The sequence below is a fragment of the Thermococcus sp. genome, assembly GCF_015523185.1.
GTDB lineage: Archaea > Methanobacteriota_B > Thermococci > Thermococcales > Thermococcaceae > Thermococcus.
Genome location: NZ_WAKV01000028.1, coordinates 1 through 20,633 on the forward strand (window position 1 = coordinate 1; position 20,633 = coordinate 20,633).

Here is a 20,633-nt window from a genome sequence, read left to right on the forward strand (position 1 = left end):
CCGAAAGCCAGCCAGCTTAGGAGCTTTGGAATCTCTATTGCGTACTTCACCTGCTGGTTCTTCTCGTCAACGATACCGAAGACAACCATAGGTGCCCCCGTCTCTGTCTTAAAGAGACCCTCGTCGGCCGCTAACTTGGTCGGCTGGTACTGGGCTATAACCCTTCCCTCCTCGTGACCCGTCGGGTAGAGCTGGATTATCGAGCTTATTGCGAGAACGACGATTCCTATCGCCACTGCCGAGCGCGCCACCTGGACGTGCCTCTTCTTGAGGAGGTAGTAAGCTCCAACGGCCGCAACTATGTAGGCTCCGGTTATTATCGCCGAGTTTATTGTGTGGGTGTACTGGCTGACGAGGAGCGGATTGAAGACTGCCTTCATGAAGTTCGTGAGTTCTGCCCTCGGGCCGAGGGGGGTGTCCTTAATGATGTACGCCGTAGGTGTCTGTTGCCAGCTGTTGGCTATAAGAATCCAGAGACCCGAAAGTGCTGAACCTATAAACACAAAGAAAGATGATATCCACGTTATGGCCCTCGGGAGCCTGTCCATGCCGAAGAGCAAGACACCGAGAAACGTTGACTCGAGGGCAAAGGCGAAGAGACCTTCGAGCATTAGCGGCGGGCCAAAGATTGAACCGACGAACATCGAATAATTGGCCCAGTTGGCACCGAACTCAAACTCCATGACGATTCCTGTTGGAACACCGAGCACGAAGAAGACTCCAAGCCACTTGCTGAAGAACTTTGCCGCTTTATGCCACTGTTCCTCGTTGGTAATAGCCGCCATGGTCCATAGCAGGAACACCATGAAACCCATACCTATGCTCGCGGGCACAAAAATCCAGTGGTAACCCGCAGTCAGGGCAAACTGAATTCTTGAAAGCAGTACTGGGTCCATACCCAATCACCCCTGGGTTCATTCTTCAAACTAAACTTACCAGGAAACAAACTTATAATGTTTTCGGAACATCGAGTTTCAGTAATGTTTTCCTCAAACTAAGAACATAAAAGAAAGAGTTAAACTTTTGCCTTCGGACTGTTTGTTGAGGGCATTCCGTGCTTGTGAAAGACCCATATCATGTAGGCAAGTCCAAACACCATACCAGGCACTACCCAGACAACGTTGTGCACCAGAAACGCTATCAGTACAAAGACAAGGGCGAGCACTATTGCCACCAATCCGGCAACAACCTCCATACCAGTTTCCGCTTGTGCAGTCATGACACCACCCCTTTTGAATTCTGAACTTGGGTCTTATATCTCTTTCGGACATATCTTTTTCCGAACCGAATAGGTGCGATAATCAAAAGGGTTATATACCCCAAGACGTCACTAAGTTTGATATAAAAGGTGGAGGTGCAGGTATGACGAAGGTTTTGGTTCTCGGCGGAGGAACTGCAGGACTGGTGGCGGCCCGTTATCTGAAGGCCGAAGCTGACAGACTAAAGCTCGACGTTGACGTAACCATGATAACAGCGAGCGAGAGGCACTACATGCCACCTCTCTTCATGGAAGTTGCCCTCGGTTCCGCGGAAGGGCATGAGACGTGGGCGCCGATAAAGAATGCGGAAAAGGTATACGGCTTCAAGGTCAACATCGACAGGGTAACCGAGATTGACCTCAACAACAGGAATGTGAAAACCGAGAGCGGAAAGGTATACGACTACGATTACTTGGTCCTCGGCCTTGGCGTTAAGTACGTGTGGGACAAGTATAAGGGACTTGCCGAGTACGGCTATCACAACTACACTCTCGAGGGAGCTCTTGAGCTCAGAAACGCGCTTTACAACTTCAAAGGAGAGAAGATAGTTATCTACGCTCCAGAAGGGCCGCACCGCTGTGGAATTTACCCGTATGAGATGGGACTCAACCTTAGGATGTACTTTGAGCACCGCGGAATAGAGGACGTTGAGATTACTGTCGTTCATCCCGACAAGGAGCCCGCAATCGGTCTCGGACCGGATTTGGTCAGGTTCTTCAAGAGGGAGATGGAAAGGGCCCGGGTTAACTTCATCAGGAACGAGGGACACGTCGAGATAACGCCTAACAAGGTGGTAACCAAGAACGCTGAGGTTGACTATGACCTGCTCATCAAGATACCGCCAATAGCTATTCCTGACATCATGTCGTTCATGGCAGACGATAAAGACCCGCGCTGGGCAAAAGTTAAGGGGCCGGACTTCCGTTATCCTGGCTACGATGAGGTCTACGTCGTCAGCGAGGCAAGTATGCCGCCCCTTGGGCTTTTGACCGCTGGAGTTCCCCTCCATAACGCCGCAATAGTTTCCGCGACGAGCATACTGCACCAGATACACGGTGGCTTCCCCGTGGCTGAGTACGCCCCGACCATGTGCGTTGGTCACGGCTACAATACCGGTTTCATAGGTAACTGTGAGTACGAATGGAAGGGAACCAAATACAAGCGCGAGTGCTATCTTCTCTTCAAGAGCCCGCTTGTAAGGCTGACCAAAGATTCATTCTACAGGGGCTGGCTCGACAGTTTGAGGCTGTGAGGTGATGAAGATGAGCGAAATTAAATTCACACCTGAGGAGATTTCGGCAGTTAAGGAGCTAGTAGAGGTTGCCGTTGCCCTGAAAAAGAGCGGAACGCTTGGGATACTCAAGGCCATGACCGAGAACGGCGATAAGCTTCTCGAAACCGTGGCTGAAGAAAAGGCAATTCTAAGGCTCACCGCGGTGGGGAACTCGGCCCTTGAGCCGGTTAGGGAGCTGGAAGTGGAAGATGTCAGAAAGCTCAGCTGGAACACCGAGGAGCTCGTGAGGGCTTTGCTCAAGGCCCTGGCAGAGACCAACCCCAAAGAGGCCCCGAAGGTTGGGATGACTGCGACGCTCGGCTACCTCAGAGACGAGGACGTTCAGAAGGGACTCGGCTTCCTCCTAACCCTAGCCAAAAACCTCGGGGCGGTTTTGAACGGCAAACTTTAACCATTTCTTTCTTTCGGGAGGTGGAACCTTGAAGGTTCTATTCACCTACATGGGCGCTCCTACGGAGCCAGATGAAATCGAGGACTTCATATTCCGGTTTCTCTATGATATAAGGCACCACATAGGCCTCGACGTCCCCGGTGCCAAGGCGATAATCAGGGGCATAGCTAAGGCCCGTGCGAGGGAAGTTAGGGGACACTATATGACCATAGGCGGTAAGAGCCCCCTCGTGAGGTACATGGGTGAGATAGCCAGGGCCGTGAGCGAGAAAACTGGGTATGAGATAAGGCCTGGCATGTGTTACTCGAGACCGCTTTTGGAAGAGCTTAACTGGGACTTCGACTTGGTCTTCCCGCTCTACCACGTTTACTCAAGTTCAACAACGGAGCGTTGCCTCGTCAAGATACGGGAACTCTTCGGCGAGAAGCCCTACGTAAAGGAGTGGTGGGGCAACGGGAAGTTCGTTCGCTGGATTCAGAGAAACATTGAGACTGGACTAAAGGAGAGCGGCTTTGAGAGTCCTTACGTAATCCTCAGCGTCCATAGCCTGCCGAAGAAGGTAATCGAGGAAGGCGACCCCTACGAGAAGAGCCACAGGGAGCTGGCGAAGAGAGTAATGGAGGCCTTCGACCTGCCCTGGGAAATAGCCTTTCAGAGCAGGTTTGGTAGGGGTGAATGGCTCGGGCCAGCTGTTCCAGAGGTTTTAGAGAGGCTGAAATCTGAAGGAATTAACGAGGTCCTCGTTTACCCACTCAGCTTCATAGTTGAAAATATCGAGACCCTCTACGAGCTGGATATTGAATACAAGGGGGTTGCCGACAGACTCGGCCTGAAATATTACCGGGCAAAGCTTAACCACCGCGACCCCCTTTTGATTGAGGCAATTGCGGAGGTGATTGAGAATGCCAGTCAACAAAACTGAAAAATTTGAGGTAAAGGGCAATGAGAGGTTCACCAACGCTTTCATAGCTTACATAATGGGCTTCGTTGGTGGAATACCATTGATACTCATGAAGGACACCGACGAGTTTACAAGGAGGCACGCGGCTTACTCAAGTGTAATGGGGTTTTTCTTCTGGATAGCCTTCATGGGCGCATGGCATATGTATCCAGGTTATCCAGAGTTCGGGTGGGCACTCTATGTTCTGGCCCTCTGGTACGTTTACGCTGTTTTCGGGGCCTGGAAAATGGTGAGGGGAGAGCTTTACAGGATTCCGGTAATTGACGGCCTGGCCAAAAAGCTCATTAATGCCCTCGCCTCAGCGGTGTGAGGGATGGGAATGAGAAGGCTACCCCTAGCAATGACACTGGTTGCATTAGTTCTAGTTATTTCCCTTAGCCCAGCCGTTCTGGCCGATGAACTCACGGAAAAGAGTAACGCCTTCATGGAGAAGTTCATTGAGGCCATGAACACAGGCAACTACTCCCTTATAGAGCCTTACCTTAGCGAAAGGCTGAAATCTGAGCTCGGCGAGAGAGAATTTGCCCAGCTGAGGGATTTTACAATTGAGAACTACGGGAGGTTACTGTCTTTTAAGTTCGTTAACGAGACCAGAGACGGCAACCTCGTGAAACTTGAATACGAAGTTAAGGCCGAGAAGGGAACGTTTCCCGTTGCGCTAACGTATAAAAACGGCGAGCTGGTAGGAATTGGACTCGGTATTAAAGCGAAACCAAACCCCTCTGGAATGGCCGCAATGATTCTTGGTGCTCTTCTAGCTCTTGGACTGTTTTATCTTCTCAAAAAACCCTCCGTTCCCGACTTAGTGTTCGGTTCTGGGGTAGCGCTCGGACTCTCAGTTATCATTCCATTCTACGGACTGGTGTCATTAGTGATGTTCTACTCAACCCTTTCGAGGGCTCTTTTCACGGCCGTTTTAACTGCCCTGACCGTTGAGGGAGTCAAGTTCTACTTCTCTCGCGACAAGGACGGACTCTCGCTTGGACTGGGCCTTGGAATTGGTCAGTACGTCCTCCTCTCGATAGGGACCTTCGTGGCGACGAACTTCATAATGCAACTCCCCGTTTCCTTCACGGGTCCAACTTACTGGGCATTTCTCTTCGCGCTGGCCTTCACGGTCTTTCACGCTGTGTCTGCGGGAACGTACTCCCTCAGAAAAAAGCCCGCTGATACAGTGCTCTTCGCGGTGTTAGAGGCTTTTGCCCTGTTCTTTGAGGGGAACAATCCCAGCATCTCATTGCTGTTCGCGATTTTGGGAATCGCGGTTGGTCTAAAGCTCGGGGGTGTTTTCAGTGGAATCTCTGGACGAAAAGCTCATTGAGGCCCTTGAGGGGAGCGTTGAACTCGCCAAAAAAATCGGGGAATACATTATTAGAAGTGGAGGGAAGAGAATAAGGCCGCGCATAGCTCTCGCGGTTGCAAGGGGGCTTGGACTTAGCCATGAAGACTCCCTCGACCTTGCTTCGGCCATAGAGCTTATTCACACCGCTAGCTTGGTTCACGATGACGTCATAGATTTAGCCGAAAAGAGGAGGAACAATCCCACTGTGGTCATGCGCTGGGGTCCAGAGTTGGCAGTCCTGAGCGGGGACTTTCTCTTCGTCCGTGCGCTGAGAATTATAGCCAGCAAAAGAGTTGAGATGGTGGACTACGTTGCCAAAGTCGTCGAGGAGATGGTGAAGGCCGAAATCCTGCAGGAAGCCATAAGAGGAAGCGTCCACCTTGACGTTGAGACCTATTACAGAATCATAGACGGAAAGACGGGTAGACTCTTTGGGGCTTCCTTTGCCCTTCCGGCTTATTATGTGGAAAGGCCCTTTTGGAAAGAACTAGATAGGGCAGGGGCCCTCGTTGGAAGGGCGTTCCAGATAGTTGATGACGTTTTGGATTACTTCCCTGGAACGGGCAAAGACCGCTTCAAAGATTTGCTCAACGGGAAAACGACGTTGCCCTTAATCCTCTACACCGAACGTTACGGCTCATCCCTTGTGGAAAAGGTTCTTAAGAACCCAACGGAGGAAAACTTACTCGACCTGTTTGAGAGAATGAAAAAAGCCGGAGTTTTCGAGTCGGCACTCAACACTGCTAGGAGTTATGTGGAGGAGGCGCTTGAACTTGTGAAAGGTCTTTCATTTAACTCCAAAGAGGTTGTTAACCTCGTCTCGGACTACTTTGCAAGCATTTTCCAGAAGGTCGAAAAAGTAAACCCCTAACCTATTGGATTTCACAGAAATGGGCATTTGACGGAAGGGATTTCGAGAAAGAACGAAAAGCTTTAAAAAGGTTCGTTAGACAAACCTAATGGATTTTCGCCTGCACGGAGGGGTGACGATGATAGGCCTTCTGGCAACGCTGACCTTCACAGTTCCTCTCATTGGTGGTCTAATCCTCTTTAAGCTCGACGAGAGGAAAGCAGACGTAGTAATGCTTACCTCCCTATTAATCGCCCTAATAACTCAGCTGGGGGTCGCGTTCCTCTATCTGGCCAACCACGAGGAGCTAATCCACATAGCCTATTTCAGAAGTTCCCAGTTCGGTGAGGTCTATGGGCTAATAATCGACCCTATGAGCGTTCTAATCGGAACGGTTGTGGCCGTTGCGGGTTTCATATTCATGCTCTACGGCGTGGAGTACATGAGTGAACGAAACGTTGGCCACCCCGGTGGGAAGGGGAGGGGACTTTTCTACGCATGGATGACGCTCTTTGAGGGGGCTACGCTAGGTTTCATTTACTCCTCAACCTTCCTCGGCCTTCTCATATTCTTCGAACTTATGGGCCTTGCCTGCTGGGGTGTTGTCAGCTATTACAACACCAAAGAGGCGAGGAGGGCGGGCTTCAAGGCCTTCATAATACCGAATGTCGGGGCCATGATAGGCTTCTACTCGGCGATATATATTGGCCTGACCCAGCTCCACGATTTAAGCCTGTTCTCTCTCTCACAGGTTTCCCCTGAAGTAAAGCCCTGGCTCTTCATAGCCCTCCTAATAGCCGGCTACACCAAAAGCGCCCAGTTTCCCACCTATTCTTGGATTCCCGATGCTATGGAAGCTCCAACGCCGGCAAGTGCCTTCCTACACGGAGCGGCGATGGTTGAGATGGGCGTTTACCTCGTTGCCAGGGTTCTTCAGTTCATAGGAAGCCTTCCCGTCTGGGTCTTTTACTTCATGGCTGTCATGGTGTCCCTCACGCTCCTAATTCCAATACTCAACTATCCAGTCCAGAAGGACGCGAAAAGGCTTCTGGCCTATTCAACCGTCGCTGAGGCAGGAATAATGTTCTCTGGTTTAACATACGCGGTCTTAGGTTTGACAGGCAAGGCACCGGGATTTGATATAGGCCTCAAGGCCGCGATGTTCCAGCTCACCACCCACGCCTTCGTCAAGGGCCTGGCCTTCCTAACCGCAGGAACCTTCACATACTCCCTCGGGACGCTCGACCTGAGGAGGATAAGCGGGCTCAGGGAGATTTTGCCTGTAAACGGTCTTGCGTGGACCGTTGCACTTCTGGGGCTTGCGGGACTGCCTCCCATGGGAATAGCCTTTAGCAAGGCCGAGCTTGTTACAAACCTCAGCCTAATCAAGGTTTCCCCCCTCGCGTGGCTTCCAATCTTGATGGTTCTAACGGATTCTGTGGTGTTCCTCTGGGTAGGCCTTAAGTGGATTACCCGGAATGTCTTTGGAAGGCCAAACGTCGAGAAGGCCTCAACGCACCCAATCATAACCACTTCCCTAGTGGCTTTAATAGTCCTGACATTGGTTTCAGCCTACCTGGCCTACCCCCTCGTCGAGGAGATAGCCTTTTACGGGGTGATACCATGAGCCTCTACGTCCTCGAGCTGGCCCTTGGACTGCTCTTCACGGCCTCACTCCTCGGTTTGGCCGTCGGTAGAAGGGCCTATTACGTAACGCTGGCCTCTTCTATCGCGCTCTTTGCGAGTGCCGTAGAGGGCCTAAATGGGCTCTCAGGAGAGATAATCCCATTCCTCCCCACAAGTGTTATGGTGGATTCTCTCTCTGCCCTCTTTCTCCTTGCTGTTGCGTTCCTGACGTTCGCCCTTTCTCTATACCTCCTATCCTACGAGGTTAGGGGCAACGGAAGGTTCCTGGCCATGGCAACCAACATGGCACTCTTCTCTGCGGTCCTTTTCCTCGTAACGGACAACATTGAAAGGCTAACCCTCGCCTACGAGCTCTTTGCAGTCTTTACGGGGGTTATGGTTCTAACCTCAGAAACAAGGGGCTCCAGAAAGGCCACATGGCGTTACCTAGTAATCACCCAGGTCTTTGGGATAATCCCCCTCCTCATCGTCACCGGAATAACATACGGAGCCGTTGGTGACCTCCATCACCTTACCTTTGAGGGCTTAAGGGAGAACCTTAAAAACCTCGCCGTAAGCCCGGATTTCCTCCTCTCACTCTTCCTCCTCGCTTCCCTCGTCAGGAGCGGGGCCTTTCCGTTCCACGTCTGGGTTCCAAGGGTCTACCGCTCCCTTCCAAGTCCTTTTGTCCCGGTCTTCCTGATTGGAGAGTCCCTAGGGGTTTATCTCCTCCTCAGGGTTTCCCACTTTGTCCTCCCAGCTGGAAAGTCCCTTGGCTACACCGTTGCGTTTCTGGGCACGATTACGGCATTCGCGACGCTGTATTCATTCAGGGAAATAAGGCTGAAGCGCAAGTTCGCCTACCACAGCGTTATGGACGTTGGAATAGCTTATTTTGCCCTCGGGAGTTCACTGGTTCTCCAGGGAACGTTCCTTGGAACGGTGGCCCTTTTGGGTGCTCTGCTTCACGTTCTTTATCAGATGCTCTACAAGAGCTCCCTCTTCTTCGGCCTTGGGGCCATAGAGCACTACGGCGAAGAGCCGAACATATGCTCCATGAGAAAGCTGTTGAAGGGCCATGTGATAGCCCTCCTGATGACCCTCTCCGTGTTTTCAATGGCAGGCATACCCCCGCTCTCTGCCTTCGTCAGCAAATGGCTGATTTACACCGCCCCCATGGGTAGCGTTGATGTCCTTCTGTGGCTCATGGTAGTCACGATAGCCTTTCTCGGGGTATTTCCCCTCGCCTCTATAATCCAGGTGAGGAGAATAAACAGGCTTATATGCAAGAGAGAGGTTGAGAGGGAGGACGTTCCGTTCACGATAAGGACAGTTACAGGGATTGTCTCACTGGCGAGCTTTATCGTTGCCGTGTTTCCCTTCATACTCCTGCCCTGGCTCGTTAAGGCAATAGAAATCCTTGGATACCCGTTGCCAGAGAGTCCAGTGCACCTGTTCTTCGGTGTTTTCTCCTCCTTTGTGGCCCTCGCTGTGCTAATCATATCCTCCTACGTCGGGTGGAAGATTGGAAAAATGCCAACGGAGCGCGTCAGCGAGTTGCTCCTCATATTTTACAACATAGGGGACATACTCCGATTCACCTCAGATTACTTTCTCCTGCTTGGCAAGAGGTTTTACATCAATCAAGTTTTACCCATAATAAAGGTCGTCCCGAGACACGAACTTCCGCTCATTAAGGACTACGACGATGCCCTTGACTACCCCGTCAGGCACCTCGACGAGGCGATGTTCATGCCTCTGATTAAAGCCTTCCAGAAGATTGCGGAATGGGGCAGGAGCAGAAACCTCGACATGAACGCCCTCATAGGTGGGTTCGCCATAGCAATGGCCGTCCTTATAGTCCTTTTGGGGGTGTTTGCATGAACGTTGAAAGCGTTTTCCTGAGCGTCCTCTACTTTGCGGCGGTTATCTACACTCTGGCCTTCGTTCTATACGGAATAAGGGCCATTAAAGGCCCCACAACAGCGGACATAATCTTGGCTGTGGACTGCCTATCCTTTGACATGGCGGCATTTATGGTAATACTGGGGATTTACTTCAAGTCCATCATGCTCGCCAGCGGTGCCATAATTCTCGCCCTCTGGGCCTTTATGCTTGACATCTACTACACCAAATACGTCCTCTACGGGGAGGTGGAGGTATGATTCTCGAGGATGTCATATTCATCATAGGCTCAATAGCGATACTCCTCGGAGCAATCTACGACCTCATAGCGGCCATAGGGTTGCTTCGCTTCAACGATTTCTACATGAGAACCCACGCCGCCACAGTCGGAACCGTTGGAGGCGCCGCTTTGCCCGTATTTGGAGCAGGGCTTGTGGCCCTCGTCTACTACCCCCTCGGAAGCCAGAGGTTCTTTATGGCGGGCATAGCCTTCACCGTCGGAGTTTTAATCCTCCTCATAGCTCCAACCGGAACGCACTCGCTTGTTTCGGCCGTTTACTTTGGAAGGGTCGGCAAAAAGCCCCCACTGGTAGTTGACCAGCTTGAGGAGGACTTGCCCAAGAGAGAAGACGTTGCCGAACTCGTTCGCGAGCACGAGGAGTTGCCCGGTGAGGAAGAAGAGCCCAAGTTCACCTTCAGGAGGCTGGTGAGATGATTGAGATTCACCTCCTAATCCTTGCAATAGTCGTTTCCTTCGGCTTCGTCTTCAGCTATCTGGCCATGAAGGAGCACGACCTACTAAAGGCTCTAGCCTTAAGCTCAGTTCAGTCCACTTTTTTTGCCCTCGGCTTCTACATACTGGCCGCGCCAGATATAGTCCTTGCATACCTTGCGATAGCGGTCGGAGCCTACACAGCGTTGGTAATTCTGGCTATAAGCAAGACCGAGAGATACGAGGTGGGAGAATGAAGCGCGACGTGCTGGTTGCCATCACATTTCTACTGGCATTCTTCGTCATAGCCTACGCAGTAACAGTCAAAAACGTTTTGGGCCTTGGCGGAGCCGAGCTAAGGCCACTCGGTGAGTTTTACCTTAGCCATGCCTTTGCCCACGAGGGCTTAACGAGTCACAGCCCGGAGGTCGTGACTGCAATAGTCTGGAACTACCGTGGCTTTGATACACTCTTCGAGACCTTCGTGTTCTTTTTGGCGATAATGGGAGCATTTAGTGTGTTGAGACTCACGAGGGAGCAGGAAAAACTCGTGAGGGAGCTCGAAGCGAGGGAACCCCATAGACGGATGGACTTAATAACCCGGGCCACCACGAAGCTCGTTGTCGTAATGATAGTAGCCATTTCAGCCTCCATAGCACTCCACGGGCACTTAACTCCCGGTGGAGGTTTCCAGGGCGGTTCGGCTATGGCAGTCGCTTCACTTCTCCTCTTCGCCGTGTTCAGCAAGTTCACCCTTGAACGGAAGGGACTAACGCTCAAACATACAATTTCAGCCTACGCCCTTGGGCTGGGACTCATACTTGCTACGGTTCTTGCTCCGGTGTTCCTCTACGGCGGGAAGGTCCTTGAGATAAACCTATTACCGGGCGAAACGGGTCTCTTCAACCTCGACGTTGGCGAATACACTGCTGTGACCTTTGGGTTCCTGACGGTTTTCCTAGTCCTCGGTGTCTCAGAGTGGATATTCAAGACCGTTCTAAGGGGTGAGGCCGATGATTAGCCTTCTTCTCGCTTATATAACGCTGACCCTCTTCGGCATGATACTCCTTGGAATCTACGGCGTGGCAACGCGCTCCAACCTGATTAAGAAGATAATTATGCTCAACGTCATGGGCGACGCGATAAACATGCTTTTTATCCTCATCGGCTACCGTCTCGTCTTCCCTGTCTTTCCTCCAATATACGAGAAGCACATAACCTTCCAAGAGTTCCTCAACAGAGCCGTTGACCCCGTTCCACAGGCCCTTGTCCTGACGGCCATAGTTATTGGGATGGCTATGAACATACTTCTTTCGACGTATGCAATCCAGTTCTACCGCCTCCACGGAACAGTGGATGCCAGGGACATAGCTGAAATCATGGGGGGTGAGGGCGAATGAACCCGCTGAGGAGATTTTCACCAGCTACTTTTTTCATCGTACTGGCAACTTATCTGTTTTACACGGGTTCGGCCACAGAATACGATATCGTGACGGGCTCGATAGCCGCGCTTATCGTTTCCCTCATAGTGGGGCACTGGATAGTCAAAGATGAGCCCAAATTCTTCTCCCCGAGGAGGTGGGCCTACGCGGTGTTCTTTGCCCTCCGCTACTTCCTGATTGAGGAGACAAAAACCCACATAGACGTTGCTAAGAGGGTTTTCACGCTCAAGGCGAACCCGGGAATAGTCAGAATCCCCTTAGATGTTGAGAGTGACTACGGGAAGGTTCTTGTTGCCAACTCGATAACGAACACGCCGGGAACGGTCGTTGTTGACATAAGCGACGACGGGAAATGGCTCTACGTCCACTGGATTGACGTCTCAACACTCGACGAGAAGGAAGTGAAAGAGAACGTAGTTGCCTACTTCGAGGACTACGCGAGGAAAATCTTTGACTGAGGTGGTAGCATGCAGGTCGGAATGGTTCCCGTGATTCCGCTCGGATTTGCCTTCTTCCTGCCCTTTGTGGCTTTCCTCACCGGCAGGAGAAAGGGCGTTGTGATAACTTACTCCCTACTGGCGCTTACGGTTACGTTCCTTGCCGGAATCTGGCTCTTCCACGAGGCCTACTCAAGCAGAGAACCCCTAGTTTACGCCTTTGGAAACTGGATAGCCCCGATAGGGATAGTCTTCGAGGTGGACAAGTTATCTGCCACTCTCGTTCTGACAGCGACTTTCGGCTTCCTGCTCGCTGGAATCTACTCGGCAAAGTTCATAAAGACTCACGGCCTCGAATTCTACTACACCTTCCTTCTTGGCCTTGAAGCAGGAACCCTCGGTGCCTTCATGACGGGAGATGCCTTCAACACCTTCGTCATGCTTGAAGTCATAGGCGCGAGTGCCTACGCGATAGTCGGCTTCTACCGCAACAAGAGCGAAGCAATCGAAGGTGCGTTCAAGTACGGCATCAGCGGTGCCGTGGCAACAAGTCTTTATTTCCTCGCCCTTGGATTCATTTATGCCTCATTTGGAACGCTCAACATGGCTGACCTGAGCGCGAAGTTCCACAGGATTTCCTTCCCGGTGACCACAAAGCTCTTCGGTGACCCGACCCTCGCCCTGGCGATATTCTTTGCACTAACTATCTCAATGGTAATAGTCAAGAGCGCGATTTTTCCCGGCCACTACTGGCTCCCAAGTGCCTATTCAGGAGCCCCAATTCCCGTTGGTGCCATACTGAGTAGCTTCGTCGAGGTTGTGGGGATATACCTTCTGGCCAGGTACACCTACACACTCTTCCACGGTCTTCCCTTCTGGGGGGCCCTCTCGCTGGTCTTCCTCGTCCTCGGAACGGCGACGGCTTTTCTCGGCTCCATAATGATGCTCGTCCAGAAGAACGTCAAGAAGCTCATCGCTTATTCCACGATACTCCACATGGGCTACCTCTTCATGACACTCGGAGTTGGAACAGGGCTGGCCCTCATGGCGATAGACTTCCACATAGTCAACCATGCAATAGCTAAAACGCTCTTGTTCTTCACGGTCGGGGCCTTCATCTATCGCAGAAAGTCCGTTGATATAGAGGAGCTCGCAGGTGTTGGAAGGGAAATGCCCGCGACTACGTTTCTCTTTGCACTAGCAACGCTGAGCCTCGTCGGTGTTCCACCGCTCAACGTATTCTTCAGCAAGATGCTAATCTTCAACGCCCTCCTACAGGTCAGCCCGCTCGTAGCTTCCGTCGTGGTAATAACCAGTGCCATAGCGGCGTGGGCCTACTTCCAGCTCTTTATAACCCTCTGGCGCGGAAAGCCCGTTGATGGGCATCACCACGAGCACAGAGAAGTCAAAAGAGTGGAAATCTGGACCTTTGTGGCTGTAAACACTCTTCTTGGAGTCCTCGTTGTGGTCTTTGGCCTCTTCGCGCCGGTGATAATAGACAGGTTTTTCCATCCGGCATCTCTCCAGGCAATGGACTACACGGGATACATCGATGCTGTCAGGAGACTCGCGGAGGCGATGCTCCATTAGATACCTTTTTAGTCCTCTTTTCAAATTCTTCTCCCGGTGGATAAAATGAAAAGAATGGTGTGGACAGGTTTTGCTGGAGGTCTAACGTACTGGCTCTTCGTCGCCTGGAGCATCTCACGCAACTCCTGGTTCTCCTTCTGGAGAAACGCTCTCAGCGACCTTGGGGGGCCAAACGCAAACTCGCCCTGGATTTACAACGTGGGTCTCATGGTCTCGTCGGTTTTTATAATAGGCTTCGCTATATATCTTATTCTAACGTCGGAGAATAAGCTCCAAACCATTGGAGGGGCCTATATCAGTGTTTCTGCAATTTTTCTGGCCCTGATAGGGGTTTTCCATGAAGGAACGAAACCCCACGTCTTTGTGTCCACATACTTTTTCTTCCAGTTCTTCTTAGGGGTTCTAATATACGGCCTTGGCTCTGGAAACACCGTCAAGGGTGGGTCCCTTCTACTTTTTGTGCTCGCCATTGTAGGTGCCCTCGTGAGGTGGCCCTCAACGGCTTTATTGGAGACCTATGAGATAATTCTTCTGATGACCTTTACACTCCTTGTTGCCCTCCGGGGTGATGAGAAATGAGCGCGCCGTTCCCGCCCATAAGAAGGGTTCCCGTTAAAGAGAGCAGGGTTTTAAAGCCGGAGGACGCTGAGAAAGCAATAGCTCTTGTGAAGCAAGCACTGCCCCTTTTTAGGGCCGGTGACCCTATAGTCCACCCAGACCACGTTGATGTGCCCGTCCTCTACCTTGACTTTGCCATAGACAGGGTTCACTACGACCCCCGGACGGGTAATCCCTCGCCCAAGGGGGCCCCTCCACATGCCGAACCCTCTCCGGAAGGAGCCCGGGAAAGTGTGGAAAAAGCCCTAAAGGAAGCCGTTGTCCTTAACGGGGCGGAGTTCAGAGAACCTGAGGACTGCTGGGTTGTTCCCCTTGCGTGGAAAAGCTTTATAATCCTCCACGTCCGCGTTTCAGCCGATGCAAAGGAGCTTATTCCAGATTATCATCTCACGGAAGAGGTGAGGAGGCACGGCCTATAACCTAAAGGAGTTCCTAATCAGGGAGTGGTTCTTAGCCATTCTAATGGTGCTTTATATAACTCTGGCAATCATAGATAACTCGCTCCCGAAGAGAACCTTCGGTCTAGTAGACTGGGGGAGTCTGAGCATCATAACGGCGCTGATAATACCTTCAAAAGGACTTGAACTCTCTGGAATATTTGGGAAGCTCGCACCAAAACTCGTGGAGAGGGCAAACCACTCCGGAAAAAGGCTTCTCCTTCTCCTCCTTCCTACGATAGCCTTCTCTTCGGCTGTGATAATGAACGACACGGCAATGCTGGTTTTCATTCCACTCGTCGTTGCCCTCTCTGAGCTTTCCGGTCTGGATAAGGCGAAGGCCGTGACGCTTTCGGCAATCTCAGCGAACATCGGCTCGGCCCTAACGCCAATAGGCAACCCACAGAACATAATAATCTGGCACAGGTATGAACTCAGCTTCACGACCTTTACTCTGAGGATGTTCCCCTTTATTCTACTCTGGCTTGCGATTCTCCTGACGTTCGTTCTCTTCTCGCGTGAGGAGAGGTTAACCCTTGGGTCAATTCCCGGGGTGGCCCTCCGAAAGAACCTGTTTCTCCTTTCACTTTTAACCCTCATCACAAACGTTTATCTGGGAGAAACGGGGAAACATTACCTTGCCCTTCTTATCACGCTGGTTGTTTTTCTCATGTTTGAAAGGGAAGTCCTTCTAAGCTTTGACTGGGCCCTGGTTCTGACGTTTGCCCTCATCTTTGTGGACTTTAACGAGCTTTCCATCATCCTCCAGAGCTCAGGACTGTCTCTTCCCAGAGAGGGGGCGCTTTTAATCCTGACCTCCGCGGGTGTAAGCCAATTAATCAGCAACGTCCCCGCGACGGTGGTCTTTCTGAACTCGAATCCGCGGTGGCTTCCCCTCGCGGTTGGTGTAAACGCCGGGGGAAACGGCGTTATAGTGGGCTCCCTCGCGAACCTTATAGCCATTAGGATAGCCCGAATTTCGGTGAGGGATTTCCACAGATACTCTGTCCCTTATTTTCTCCTGTCCCTTGCGGTGGCCATTGTTGCGTTTGATTTTTAAACTCACGTTCCTTTCTTCTACCATGCTCATCCACATCGGCATTGACGACACGGATTCGCCAAACGGCATGTGTACAACTTACCTCGGCGCGCTCCTTTACAGGAAGCTTTCCCGGTTAGCGGAGCCCGTGGATTTGCCTAGACTGATAAGGCTCAACCCGAACATTCCCTACAAAACTAGGGGCAACGGAGCGGTCGCGATGAGCTTTGAGGTCGATGAGGAGGTTATCCCAGAAATAAAGGACATCGTTCTCTTCTATGTAAATCAGCTCGCCGATTTCACCCACGAGAACACCAACCCAGGCGTTGCATTTTTTGAGGGGGACATTCCAAGAGAGCTCCGCGAGTTCTCGCTTAAAGCCCTGAGGGAGCACGTTACGATTGAAGAGGCCGAGGAAGTCGCCAGAAGGGTTGGTGCTGAGGTTTTCAAGTTCAAGCTGGGGAGGGGGATAATAGGGGCGCTCGCTTCGATAGGCTACCCACTTGAGAAATTCACCTACGAGCTTTTAGCTTATCGTGAGCCTAAAAACTGGGGAACGCCGAGAAGGGTAAACGCGGAGAGCGTCTTTTTAGCTGACAGCTGGGCTTACCCCTTCAGCTACGACAACGTTGACCCCTACAAGCGGAGCGTTTTGATAACGCCCCACGGAAAGGACCCTGTCTTAGTGGGAATCAGAGGGATTGATAAGGGAAAAGTTCTCCAGGTCTTCGAGCGCGTTGAGTTCCTTGAGCCTGTCGCCTTCTACCAGATTTACAAGACCAACCAGAACACCGACGACCACTTAACTCCGAAGAAAATCGGCGAGCTCAAGCTCTACGACAGTGCCGTCGTGAGGGGAAGAGTTGCCGGCCCTTACTGGGAGCGCGGAAGGCACGTCTTCTTCGAGCTTGAGGACGACACTGGGAGGATTAGGGTTGCGGCCTTTGAACCTACCAAGAAGTTCCGCAACTATGTGAGAAAGCTCCTGCCGGGAGACGAGGTTATAGCCGCCGGCGGTGTCAAAGAGCACGAGGGAGTCTTAACGCTCAACTTGGAGAAGTTTTATCCTGTTAAGCTTGTCCCGAAGGTTGAATACCAGAAGCCGAAATGTCCTAAATGTGGGGGAACTATGAAGAGCAAAGGGAACTATTTGAAATGCAAGCGCTGTGGGTTTAGAATGCCGAAGAAGTTAATCCCCGTTGAGGTGCCCCGGAACTTAGAGACGAAAATCTACGAGGTTCCTCCCGATGCGAGAAAGCACCTGTCGAGGCCTTTGGTTCTTCCGGGCGGAGAGGATAAGCTGTTGGAGCTCGTATAAGGGAACTAGAACTGAGAATGAAAAGTTAACTCAATACACCAACCCAAACAGGAACAGCGGGATCCTGCCCTTGCCCGTGAGAAGACCATCGACCGCTATATAGTCCGGTTTCTGGTAACGACTTTTCGATTCACCCCCGATCTCTATGACCCACCTCCCAACCTTGAAGTCCGCCATCTTCTCGCCTCTTTTACCCTTAAGGTAGCAAAGGTCGAAGTTCCTCAAGTGGTTCACAAAGAACTCCTCTCTTAAGGCGCCTTTATGGGTGTCAAAGCCCTTTTTAGCAAAGAACTCCCTCAGCGGGACGATGAGATACAGTTTAGGCTCCTTTCTAGAACTGCCACAGGAGTTAACTGCAATCAGGAGGCCGGCCTTTGAGAGGTCCTCCACGAGCCTTATCGCCATGTTCTTGGAGACTTCGAGAGCTCTGGCTATCCGCGAGTAGTTGGCCTCAAAGGGAGCAGACCTGACGACGATATAGAGGAGCTTGAACGCATCCGTCTCGTATTTAACGCTGACCTCCCGCAGGGCTGAGAGGTCTTCAAGGATAACCTTTCTGATCGAGTTGTCGAGGGCATCGTAGAAACCGCTCCTTGGGTAGAGCACACCGCCCTCACGCATGTACTCCCTCCAGAGGGGGTGAAGTTCCGCGTACATCTGTGTCAGGTCAAACGCTCTGGAAATGACTTCTTCCAGTGAATACCTTGGAACGTTGAAGCCCCTCTTTATGTTGAGCCACTCCCTGAAGGAAGCCGGTGGGAGTTCCCTGAGGACGACCCTTCTTGAGAGGTCGGCCCCAGAATGGACTAAATCTATGGCTGAGGAGCCCGAGAAAAACACCCTAACCTCGTGTTCATCATAGAGGGTCTTTAAGTCCTCGGCCCAGCCAGCTTTCCGGTGAATCTCGTCAATGAAAACGTTCCTGTAGCCCATCTCCGTGAGGGCCTTTACCACCTCGTAGAGTGAGAAGGGCTTTATAAGGGTCGAATCGGCCGAAAAATAAATGCTCCTTTTGGTTTCGTTTGCCAGCTGGAGCAGGAGGACTGTTTTGCCGACACCTCGAATACCTTTAACGCCAACGTAATACTCCTCATCAATGGCTTTAAGCTCGTCGAAGAGAAAGCGCTTTTTCGGAAACTTCCTCGCCCATGCCATCACCCGCCGGCTCGTGGCGATGAGTGAAGTGAGTATCCTCTCGTCCATGTTTTGGAGTTGGATTCTTTGTTTATAAATATTGTCCTTACGTAAGGACGATATGTATGCATATCGTTCAGGAAAAAGGACGAAATGCAGATCTCAAAGCGGGGGCTTCAGATAAGAGTTTCCGGGGATTCTGCCGAGGTCGAAAGGCTTATCTCTCCCAAATGAGAAGTTTAAAGGAATGAGAAGTTTAAAGGGTGGTGTGATGTTCTTCAAGAGGAAAAAACCCAGACTAGATGTGTATGAAGAGCTCTCAAGGAAATGGGGGCTGCCAAAAGAAGTCGTAAAAAAACATCGGGTACGTTTATGCAAGCGCTGGAAAGGGCCTGATAAAAATACTCAAGAGTGTGGATCCAGAGAACACGGAGAAGTACGCATGGAACGCCCTCAACGTAGAAGATAGAGGGGATTATATATAAGGAGCATCAAGAACTCGGAATACAGGGAACGTGCCGGTAAGGAAAAAGCACCTCACGGTGTTCACTACCCGATAATCCACGGGTTTTTGGCGCTGGCAATTGCAAGGAAGCTCGGAAACACAAACCCCGCAATCGGACGCGCTGTTGGAGAAGCACTGAGCATGTGGCTTTCGCGAGGAGGGTATCCAGACATAAAGAGAAATAAAGATGAGTTTGTGGAGTTGTTAGCAAAAAGTCTGCAAGAGAGAGGTATGTATGTCGACGATAATGTAAAGAAAACGATCAGAGAGGCACTAGAAAAAGCAACGAAAATAGCAGACAAACTTATTCCAGACGTATCGAGCGTTAAGCATCTCGACGCAACCTCAAGAGCCATTGCCAACGATGCAGAGGACCCGTTTCAGATTCTCCGGAACGCAGGCATCGACATTGAGCCTGAGCTTGAGGAATTTAGAGAGTTCTTGGCGGAGATCAGCGGGAAGAGGGCAAAGCCCAAAGAGGCTGCGGAAACTCATCACTCTTTCATCCCGAGCGAAGTTTTGGCTATAGCTAAGGCTCTCGAATACGCGGGCTTCTCAACCAGTGCACTCAAAAGGGCTGAGGAAGATTTGATTCGACGCCTTGATGTCCTCCTTGAGAATCTTGAGGATAACGCGCTGGAGATAGCCTACACCGCCAAACTCCTTAGACTGGTTCAGCGGAAAGAGGTTGAGAAGATAAGAGAGTTCGCTAGGTGATGCCGTTGAGGAACTCCGGAACCTCATGGCCACTCAGAACCCTAACGCCCCTTGGACAGCGCCCCCTCTTCTTTCCAGATTTGACCTCGACCTTAAGGTTTCCCGCTATTGCATCGACCTCCATGATGCTTGTAAAGATTTTACATCCACACTGCAAAGATGTTTAGAAAGAAGTTTGCAGTGGGGGTGCAAACTATTTAATGATTTCAATCACACCAACGTCCTCAAAGTCTGAATCAAAAGTTGCTATCCTTAGGAATCCCTTGCTTTATGCAGGTGGCGAGAATCGTTGCATCGCTTGGTAGAAGGCCGTACATCCCGGCAACTTCCTTTATTATCTTGGGTCTATCTTCTTCGGGAACAATATCAATTTCAGCATCTTCAATGAGGCTCAAGACATAGAAAACGCCATTTCAATCAGCTTTGAGCCATCTGAAGTTTGAGGAACCGCTTCACATCATATACATTTGGAAATTCCGTGTTTCTTTCTGGCGAGCTTCCTAAAGGAGACATAAACCGCTTCGTTAATTGAAAAAAAATTGGAGAGACTACCAGCTCGTCTTCCGATGTCAATATACGCTTGGCCCTCTGAGTTAAAGACGTCGTGAAAAGAAAGTTGTAGATGACGTTTGCATCAATATATGCCCGCAAAACTATCAACCTCCAAAGTGTAGGCGTCTAGCTCCTCAACGGAAGCCTCACCAAACACTCCCATGTACTTATCAACCGGGAGTTTCTTGCGTTTCTTCTTTGACTTTAAATTCAAGGTAAATCCGGAGGGCCTCAAGCTCCCTCTCGATAACCCTCTTGGTCTCCTCGCTGACCTTCCCGGGTAACTTCACCCGGAGAGTACCTCCTCATGCTTCCACCGCTCTTAGTTTGGAGCTTATTCGATATAACACTATCCCCGCATCACCTTCCATACCAGCAACGGGAACACTAAAGTTGCATCGGCCCAGATTTCGACGTAATCAGCTTTTGCCTTTATCTTGCCCCAGCTCACTCCTTCACTCGGAGGAGCACCGCTCAGCGAGCCGTCCCAGGGTATAGCTGTCG

26 protein-coding genes are annotated in these 20,633 nt (G+C 51.2%); 20 read left to right on the forward strand and 6 right to left on the reverse strand.

What is annotated here, in order from left to right:
* Both F7B33_RS03125 and F7B33_RS03130 read right to left on the reverse strand, forming a co-directional pair.
* The coding region (locus F7B33_RS03125) for a cytochrome ubiquinol oxidase subunit I (RefSeq protein ID WP_297073040.1) at positions 1-896 on the reverse strand (896 nt) is incomplete at its 3' end.
* 119 nt (positions 897-1,015) lie between these two features.
* Complete coding sequence (locus F7B33_RS03130; protein ID WP_297064982.1) at positions 1,016-1,219, reverse strand: hypothetical protein; 204 nt, start codon at positions 1,217-1,219, stop codon at positions 1,016-1,018.
* Between the two features lie 143 nt (positions 1,220-1,362).
* Here F7B33_RS03130 and F7B33_RS03135 point away from each other — a divergent pair, with 143 nt between their 5' ends.
* From F7B33_RS03135 to tiaS, 19 genes are all read left to right on the forward strand, one after another.
* On the forward strand, positions 1,363-2,511 hold the full coding sequence (locus tag F7B33_RS03135; RefSeq protein WP_297064985.1) for an FAD-dependent oxidoreductase: 1,149 nt from the start codon (positions 1,363-1,365) through the stop codon (positions 2,509-2,511).
* A gap of 10 nt (positions 2,512-2,521) precedes the next feature.
* Positions 2,522-2,944 carry a DUF1641 domain-containing protein gene (locus F7B33_RS03140; RefSeq protein ID WP_297073043.1) on the forward strand — a complete coding sequence of 141 codons (423 nt, stop codon included), beginning with the start codon at positions 2,522-2,524 and terminating at the stop codon, positions 2,942-2,944.
* A gap of 28 nt (positions 2,945-2,972) precedes the next feature.
* Positions 2,973-3,866 (forward strand): ferrochelatase, encoded by an 894-nt coding sequence (gene hemH / locus F7B33_RS03145; RefSeq protein WP_297064990.1) that lies wholly within the window; start codon positions 2,973-2,975, stop codon positions 3,864-3,866.
* Positions 3,847-4,215, forward strand: a complete 369-nt coding sequence (locus F7B33_RS03150) for a hypothetical protein (RefSeq protein ID WP_297064993.1) — start codon at positions 3,847-3,849, stop codon at positions 4,213-4,215. The genes hemH and F7B33_RS03150 overlap by 20 nt, the downstream gene beginning before the upstream one ends.
* 3 nt (positions 4,216-4,218) lie before the next feature.
* Positions 4,219-5,226, forward strand: coding sequence for a DUF3887 domain-containing protein (locus tag F7B33_RS03155; protein ID WP_297073045.1), 1,008 nt, complete (start codon positions 4,219-4,221; stop codon positions 5,224-5,226).
* Positions 5,198-6,118 (forward strand): polyprenyl synthetase family protein, encoded by a 921-nt coding sequence (locus tag F7B33_RS03160; protein WP_297073047.1) that lies wholly within the window; start codon positions 5,198-5,200, stop codon positions 6,116-6,118. The genes F7B33_RS03155 and F7B33_RS03160 overlap by 29 nt, the downstream gene beginning before the upstream one ends.
* 118 nt (positions 6,119-6,236) lie before the next feature.
* Positions 6,237-7,724 (forward strand): hydrogenase 4 subunit D, encoded by a 1,488-nt coding sequence (locus F7B33_RS03165; protein ID WP_297073067.1) that lies wholly within the window; start codon positions 6,237-6,239, stop codon positions 7,722-7,724.
* Entirely contained in the window at positions 7,721-9,607 is a 1,887-nt protein-coding gene (locus F7B33_RS03170) for a proton-conducting transporter membrane subunit (protein WP_297073049.1), read from the forward strand. The genes F7B33_RS03165 and F7B33_RS03170 overlap by 4 nt, the downstream gene beginning before the upstream one ends.
* Positions 9,604-9,888, forward strand: coding sequence for a monovalent cation/H+ antiporter complex subunit F (locus F7B33_RS03175; protein ID WP_297065005.1), 285 nt, complete (start codon positions 9,604-9,606; stop codon positions 9,886-9,888). Before F7B33_RS03170 ends, F7B33_RS03175 begins: the two co-directional genes overlap by 4 nt.
* Positions 9,885-10,343, forward strand: a complete 459-nt coding sequence (gene mnhG, locus F7B33_RS03180; protein ID WP_297065008.1) for a monovalent cation/H(+) antiporter subunit G — start codon at positions 9,885-9,887, stop codon at positions 10,341-10,343. The genes F7B33_RS03175 and mnhG overlap by 4 nt, the downstream gene beginning before the upstream one ends.
* Positions 10,340-10,597 (forward strand): hydrogenase subunit MbhD domain-containing protein, encoded by a 258-nt coding sequence (locus tag F7B33_RS03185; RefSeq protein ID WP_297065010.1) that lies wholly within the window; start codon positions 10,340-10,342, stop codon positions 10,595-10,597. Before mnhG ends, F7B33_RS03185 begins: the two co-directional genes overlap by 4 nt.
* Entirely contained in the window at positions 10,594-11,361 is a 768-nt protein-coding gene (locus F7B33_RS03190) for a Na(+)/H(+) antiporter subunit B (RefSeq protein ID WP_297065013.1), read from the forward strand. The genes F7B33_RS03185 and F7B33_RS03190 overlap by 4 nt, the downstream gene beginning before the upstream one ends.
* A complete protein-coding gene (locus tag F7B33_RS03195) occupies positions 11,354-11,740 on the forward strand; it encodes a sodium:proton antiporter (RefSeq protein WP_297065016.1) in 387 nt (128 codons plus the stop codon). The genes F7B33_RS03190 and F7B33_RS03195 overlap by 8 nt, the downstream gene beginning before the upstream one ends.
* On the forward strand, positions 11,737-12,240 hold the full coding sequence (locus tag F7B33_RS03200) for a Na+/H+ antiporter subunit E (protein WP_297065019.1): 504 nt from the start codon (positions 11,737-11,739) through the stop codon (positions 12,238-12,240). The genes F7B33_RS03195 and F7B33_RS03200 overlap by 4 nt, the downstream gene beginning before the upstream one ends.
* Positions 12,241-12,249: 9 nt before the next feature.
* Positions 12,250-13,809, forward strand: coding sequence for a proton-conducting transporter membrane subunit (locus F7B33_RS03205; RefSeq protein WP_297073051.1), 1,560 nt, complete (start codon positions 12,250-12,252; stop codon positions 13,807-13,809).
* A 45-nt stretch (positions 13,810-13,854) separates the two neighbouring features.
* Positions 13,855-14,388, forward strand: coding sequence for a DUF998 domain-containing protein (locus F7B33_RS03210; protein WP_297073053.1), 534 nt, complete (start codon positions 13,855-13,857; stop codon positions 14,386-14,388).
* Positions 14,385-14,846: a hypothetical protein gene (locus F7B33_RS03215; RefSeq protein ID WP_297073055.1), complete on the forward strand. Its 462-nt coding sequence runs from the start codon at positions 14,385-14,387 to the stop codon at positions 14,844-14,846. Before F7B33_RS03210 ends, F7B33_RS03215 begins: the two co-directional genes overlap by 4 nt.
* 43 nt (positions 14,847-14,889) lie before the next feature.
* Positions 14,890-15,924, forward strand: a complete 1,035-nt coding sequence (locus F7B33_RS03220; RefSeq protein ID WP_366927513.1) for an SLC13 family permease — start codon at positions 14,890-14,892, stop codon at positions 15,922-15,924.
* A gap of 22 nt (positions 15,925-15,946) precedes the next feature.
* Positions 15,947-17,221: a tRNA(Ile2) 2-agmatinylcytidine synthetase TiaS gene (tiaS, locus tag F7B33_RS03225; protein WP_297073057.1), complete on the forward strand. Its 1,275-nt coding sequence runs from the start codon at positions 15,947-15,949 to the stop codon at positions 17,219-17,221.
* 30 nt (positions 17,222-17,251) lie between these two features.
* Here tiaS and F7B33_RS03230 read toward each other — a convergent pair whose 3' ends face one another.
* A complete protein-coding gene (locus F7B33_RS03230; RefSeq protein WP_297073059.1) occupies positions 17,252-18,424 on the reverse strand; it encodes an AAA family ATPase in 1,173 nt (390 codons plus the stop codon).
* A 502-nt stretch (positions 18,425-18,926) separates the two neighbouring features.
* Between F7B33_RS03230 and F7B33_RS03235 the strand changes: the two genes are divergently transcribed.
* A complete protein-coding gene (locus F7B33_RS03235; protein WP_297073061.1) occupies positions 18,927-19,577 on the forward strand; it encodes a hypothetical protein in 651 nt (216 codons plus the stop codon).
* Here the strand turns inward: F7B33_RS03235 and F7B33_RS03240 are convergent.
* From F7B33_RS03240 to F7B33_RS03250, 3 genes are all read right to left on the reverse strand, one after another.
* Positions 19,570-19,701, reverse strand: a complete 132-nt coding sequence (locus tag F7B33_RS03240) for a hypothetical protein (protein WP_297073062.1) — start codon at positions 19,699-19,701, stop codon at positions 19,570-19,572. The two genes, F7B33_RS03235 and F7B33_RS03240, sit on opposite strands and share 8 nt — an antisense overlap.
* 112 nt (positions 19,702-19,813) lie before the next feature.
* Complete coding sequence (locus F7B33_RS03245; protein ID WP_297073064.1) at positions 19,814-19,972, reverse strand: PIN domain-containing protein; 159 nt, start codon at positions 19,970-19,972, stop codon at positions 19,814-19,816.
* Between the two features lie 506 nt (positions 19,973-20,478).
* On the reverse strand, positions 20,479-20,633 hold a 155-nt coding region (locus F7B33_RS03250; RefSeq protein ID WP_297073072.1), incomplete at its 5' end, for a deoxyhypusine synthase family protein.

What these genes read in the sequence shown, in the direction of transcription:
- F7B33_RS03200 (WP_297065019.1), top strand. Translation starts at nt 11,737, where the DNA reads ATGAACCCGCTGAGGAGATTTTCACCAGCTACTTTTTTCATCGTACTG.
- F7B33_RS03230 (WP_297073059.1), bottom strand. Translation starts at nt 18,424, where the DNA reads ATGGACGAGAGGATACTCACTTCACTCATCGCCACGAGCCGGCGGGTG.
- F7B33_RS03165 (WP_297073067.1), top strand. Translation starts at nt 6,237, where the DNA reads ATGATAGGCCTTCTGGCAACGCTGACCTTCACAGTTCCTCTCATTGGT.
- F7B33_RS03220 (WP_366927513.1), top strand. Translation starts at nt 14,890, where the DNA reads ATGGTGCTTTATATAACTCTGGCAATCATAGATAACTCGCTCCCGAAG.
- F7B33_RS03210 (WP_297073053.1), top strand. Translation starts at nt 13,855, where the DNA reads ATGAAAAGAATGGTGTGGACAGGTTTTGCTGGAGGTCTAACGTACTGG.
- F7B33_RS03190 (WP_297065013.1), top strand. Translation starts at nt 10,594, where the DNA reads ATGAAGCGCGACGTGCTGGTTGCCATCACATTTCTACTGGCATTCTTC.
- F7B33_RS03205 (WP_297073051.1), top strand. Translation starts at nt 12,250, where the DNA reads ATGCAGGTCGGAATGGTTCCCGTGATTCCGCTCGGATTTGCCTTCTTC.
- F7B33_RS03155 (WP_297073045.1), top strand. Translation starts at nt 4,219, where the DNA reads ATGGGAATGAGAAGGCTACCCCTAGCAATGACACTGGTTGCATTAGTT.
- mnhG (WP_297065008.1), top strand. Translation starts at nt 9,885, where the DNA reads ATGATTCTCGAGGATGTCATATTCATCATAGGCTCAATAGCGATACTC.
- F7B33_RS03140 (WP_297073043.1), top strand. Translation starts at nt 2,522, where the DNA reads ATGAGCGAAATTAAATTCACACCTGAGGAGATTTCGGCAGTTAAGGAG.
- F7B33_RS03240 (WP_297073062.1), bottom strand. Translation starts at nt 19,701, where the DNA reads ATGGAGGTCGATGCAATAGCGGGAAACCTTAAGGTCGAGGTCAAATCT.
- F7B33_RS03175 (WP_297065005.1), top strand. Translation starts at nt 9,604, where the DNA reads ATGAACGTTGAAAGCGTTTTCCTGAGCGTCCTCTACTTTGCGGCGGTT.
- F7B33_RS03215 (WP_297073055.1), top strand. Translation starts at nt 14,385, where the DNA reads ATGAGCGCGCCGTTCCCGCCCATAAGAAGGGTTCCCGTTAAAGAGAGC.
- F7B33_RS03195 (WP_297065016.1), top strand. Translation starts at nt 11,354, where the DNA reads ATGATTAGCCTTCTTCTCGCTTATATAACGCTGACCCTCTTCGGCATG.
- F7B33_RS03130 (WP_297064982.1), bottom strand. Translation starts at nt 1,219, where the DNA reads ATGACTGCACAAGCGGAAACTGGTATGGAGGTTGTTGCCGGATTGGTG.
- F7B33_RS03135 (WP_297064985.1), top strand. Translation starts at nt 1,363, where the DNA reads ATGACGAAGGTTTTGGTTCTCGGCGGAGGAACTGCAGGACTGGTGGCG.
- F7B33_RS03170 (WP_297073049.1), top strand. Translation starts at nt 7,721, where the DNA reads ATGAGCCTCTACGTCCTCGAGCTGGCCCTTGGACTGCTCTTCACGGCC.
- F7B33_RS03150 (WP_297064993.1), top strand. Translation starts at nt 3,847, where the DNA reads ATGCCAGTCAACAAAACTGAAAAATTTGAGGTAAAGGGCAATGAGAGG.
- F7B33_RS03185 (WP_297065010.1), top strand. Translation starts at nt 10,340, where the DNA reads ATGATTGAGATTCACCTCCTAATCCTTGCAATAGTCGTTTCCTTCGGC.
- tiaS (WP_297073057.1), top strand. Translation starts at nt 15,947, where the DNA reads ATGCTCATCCACATCGGCATTGACGACACGGATTCGCCAAACGGCATG.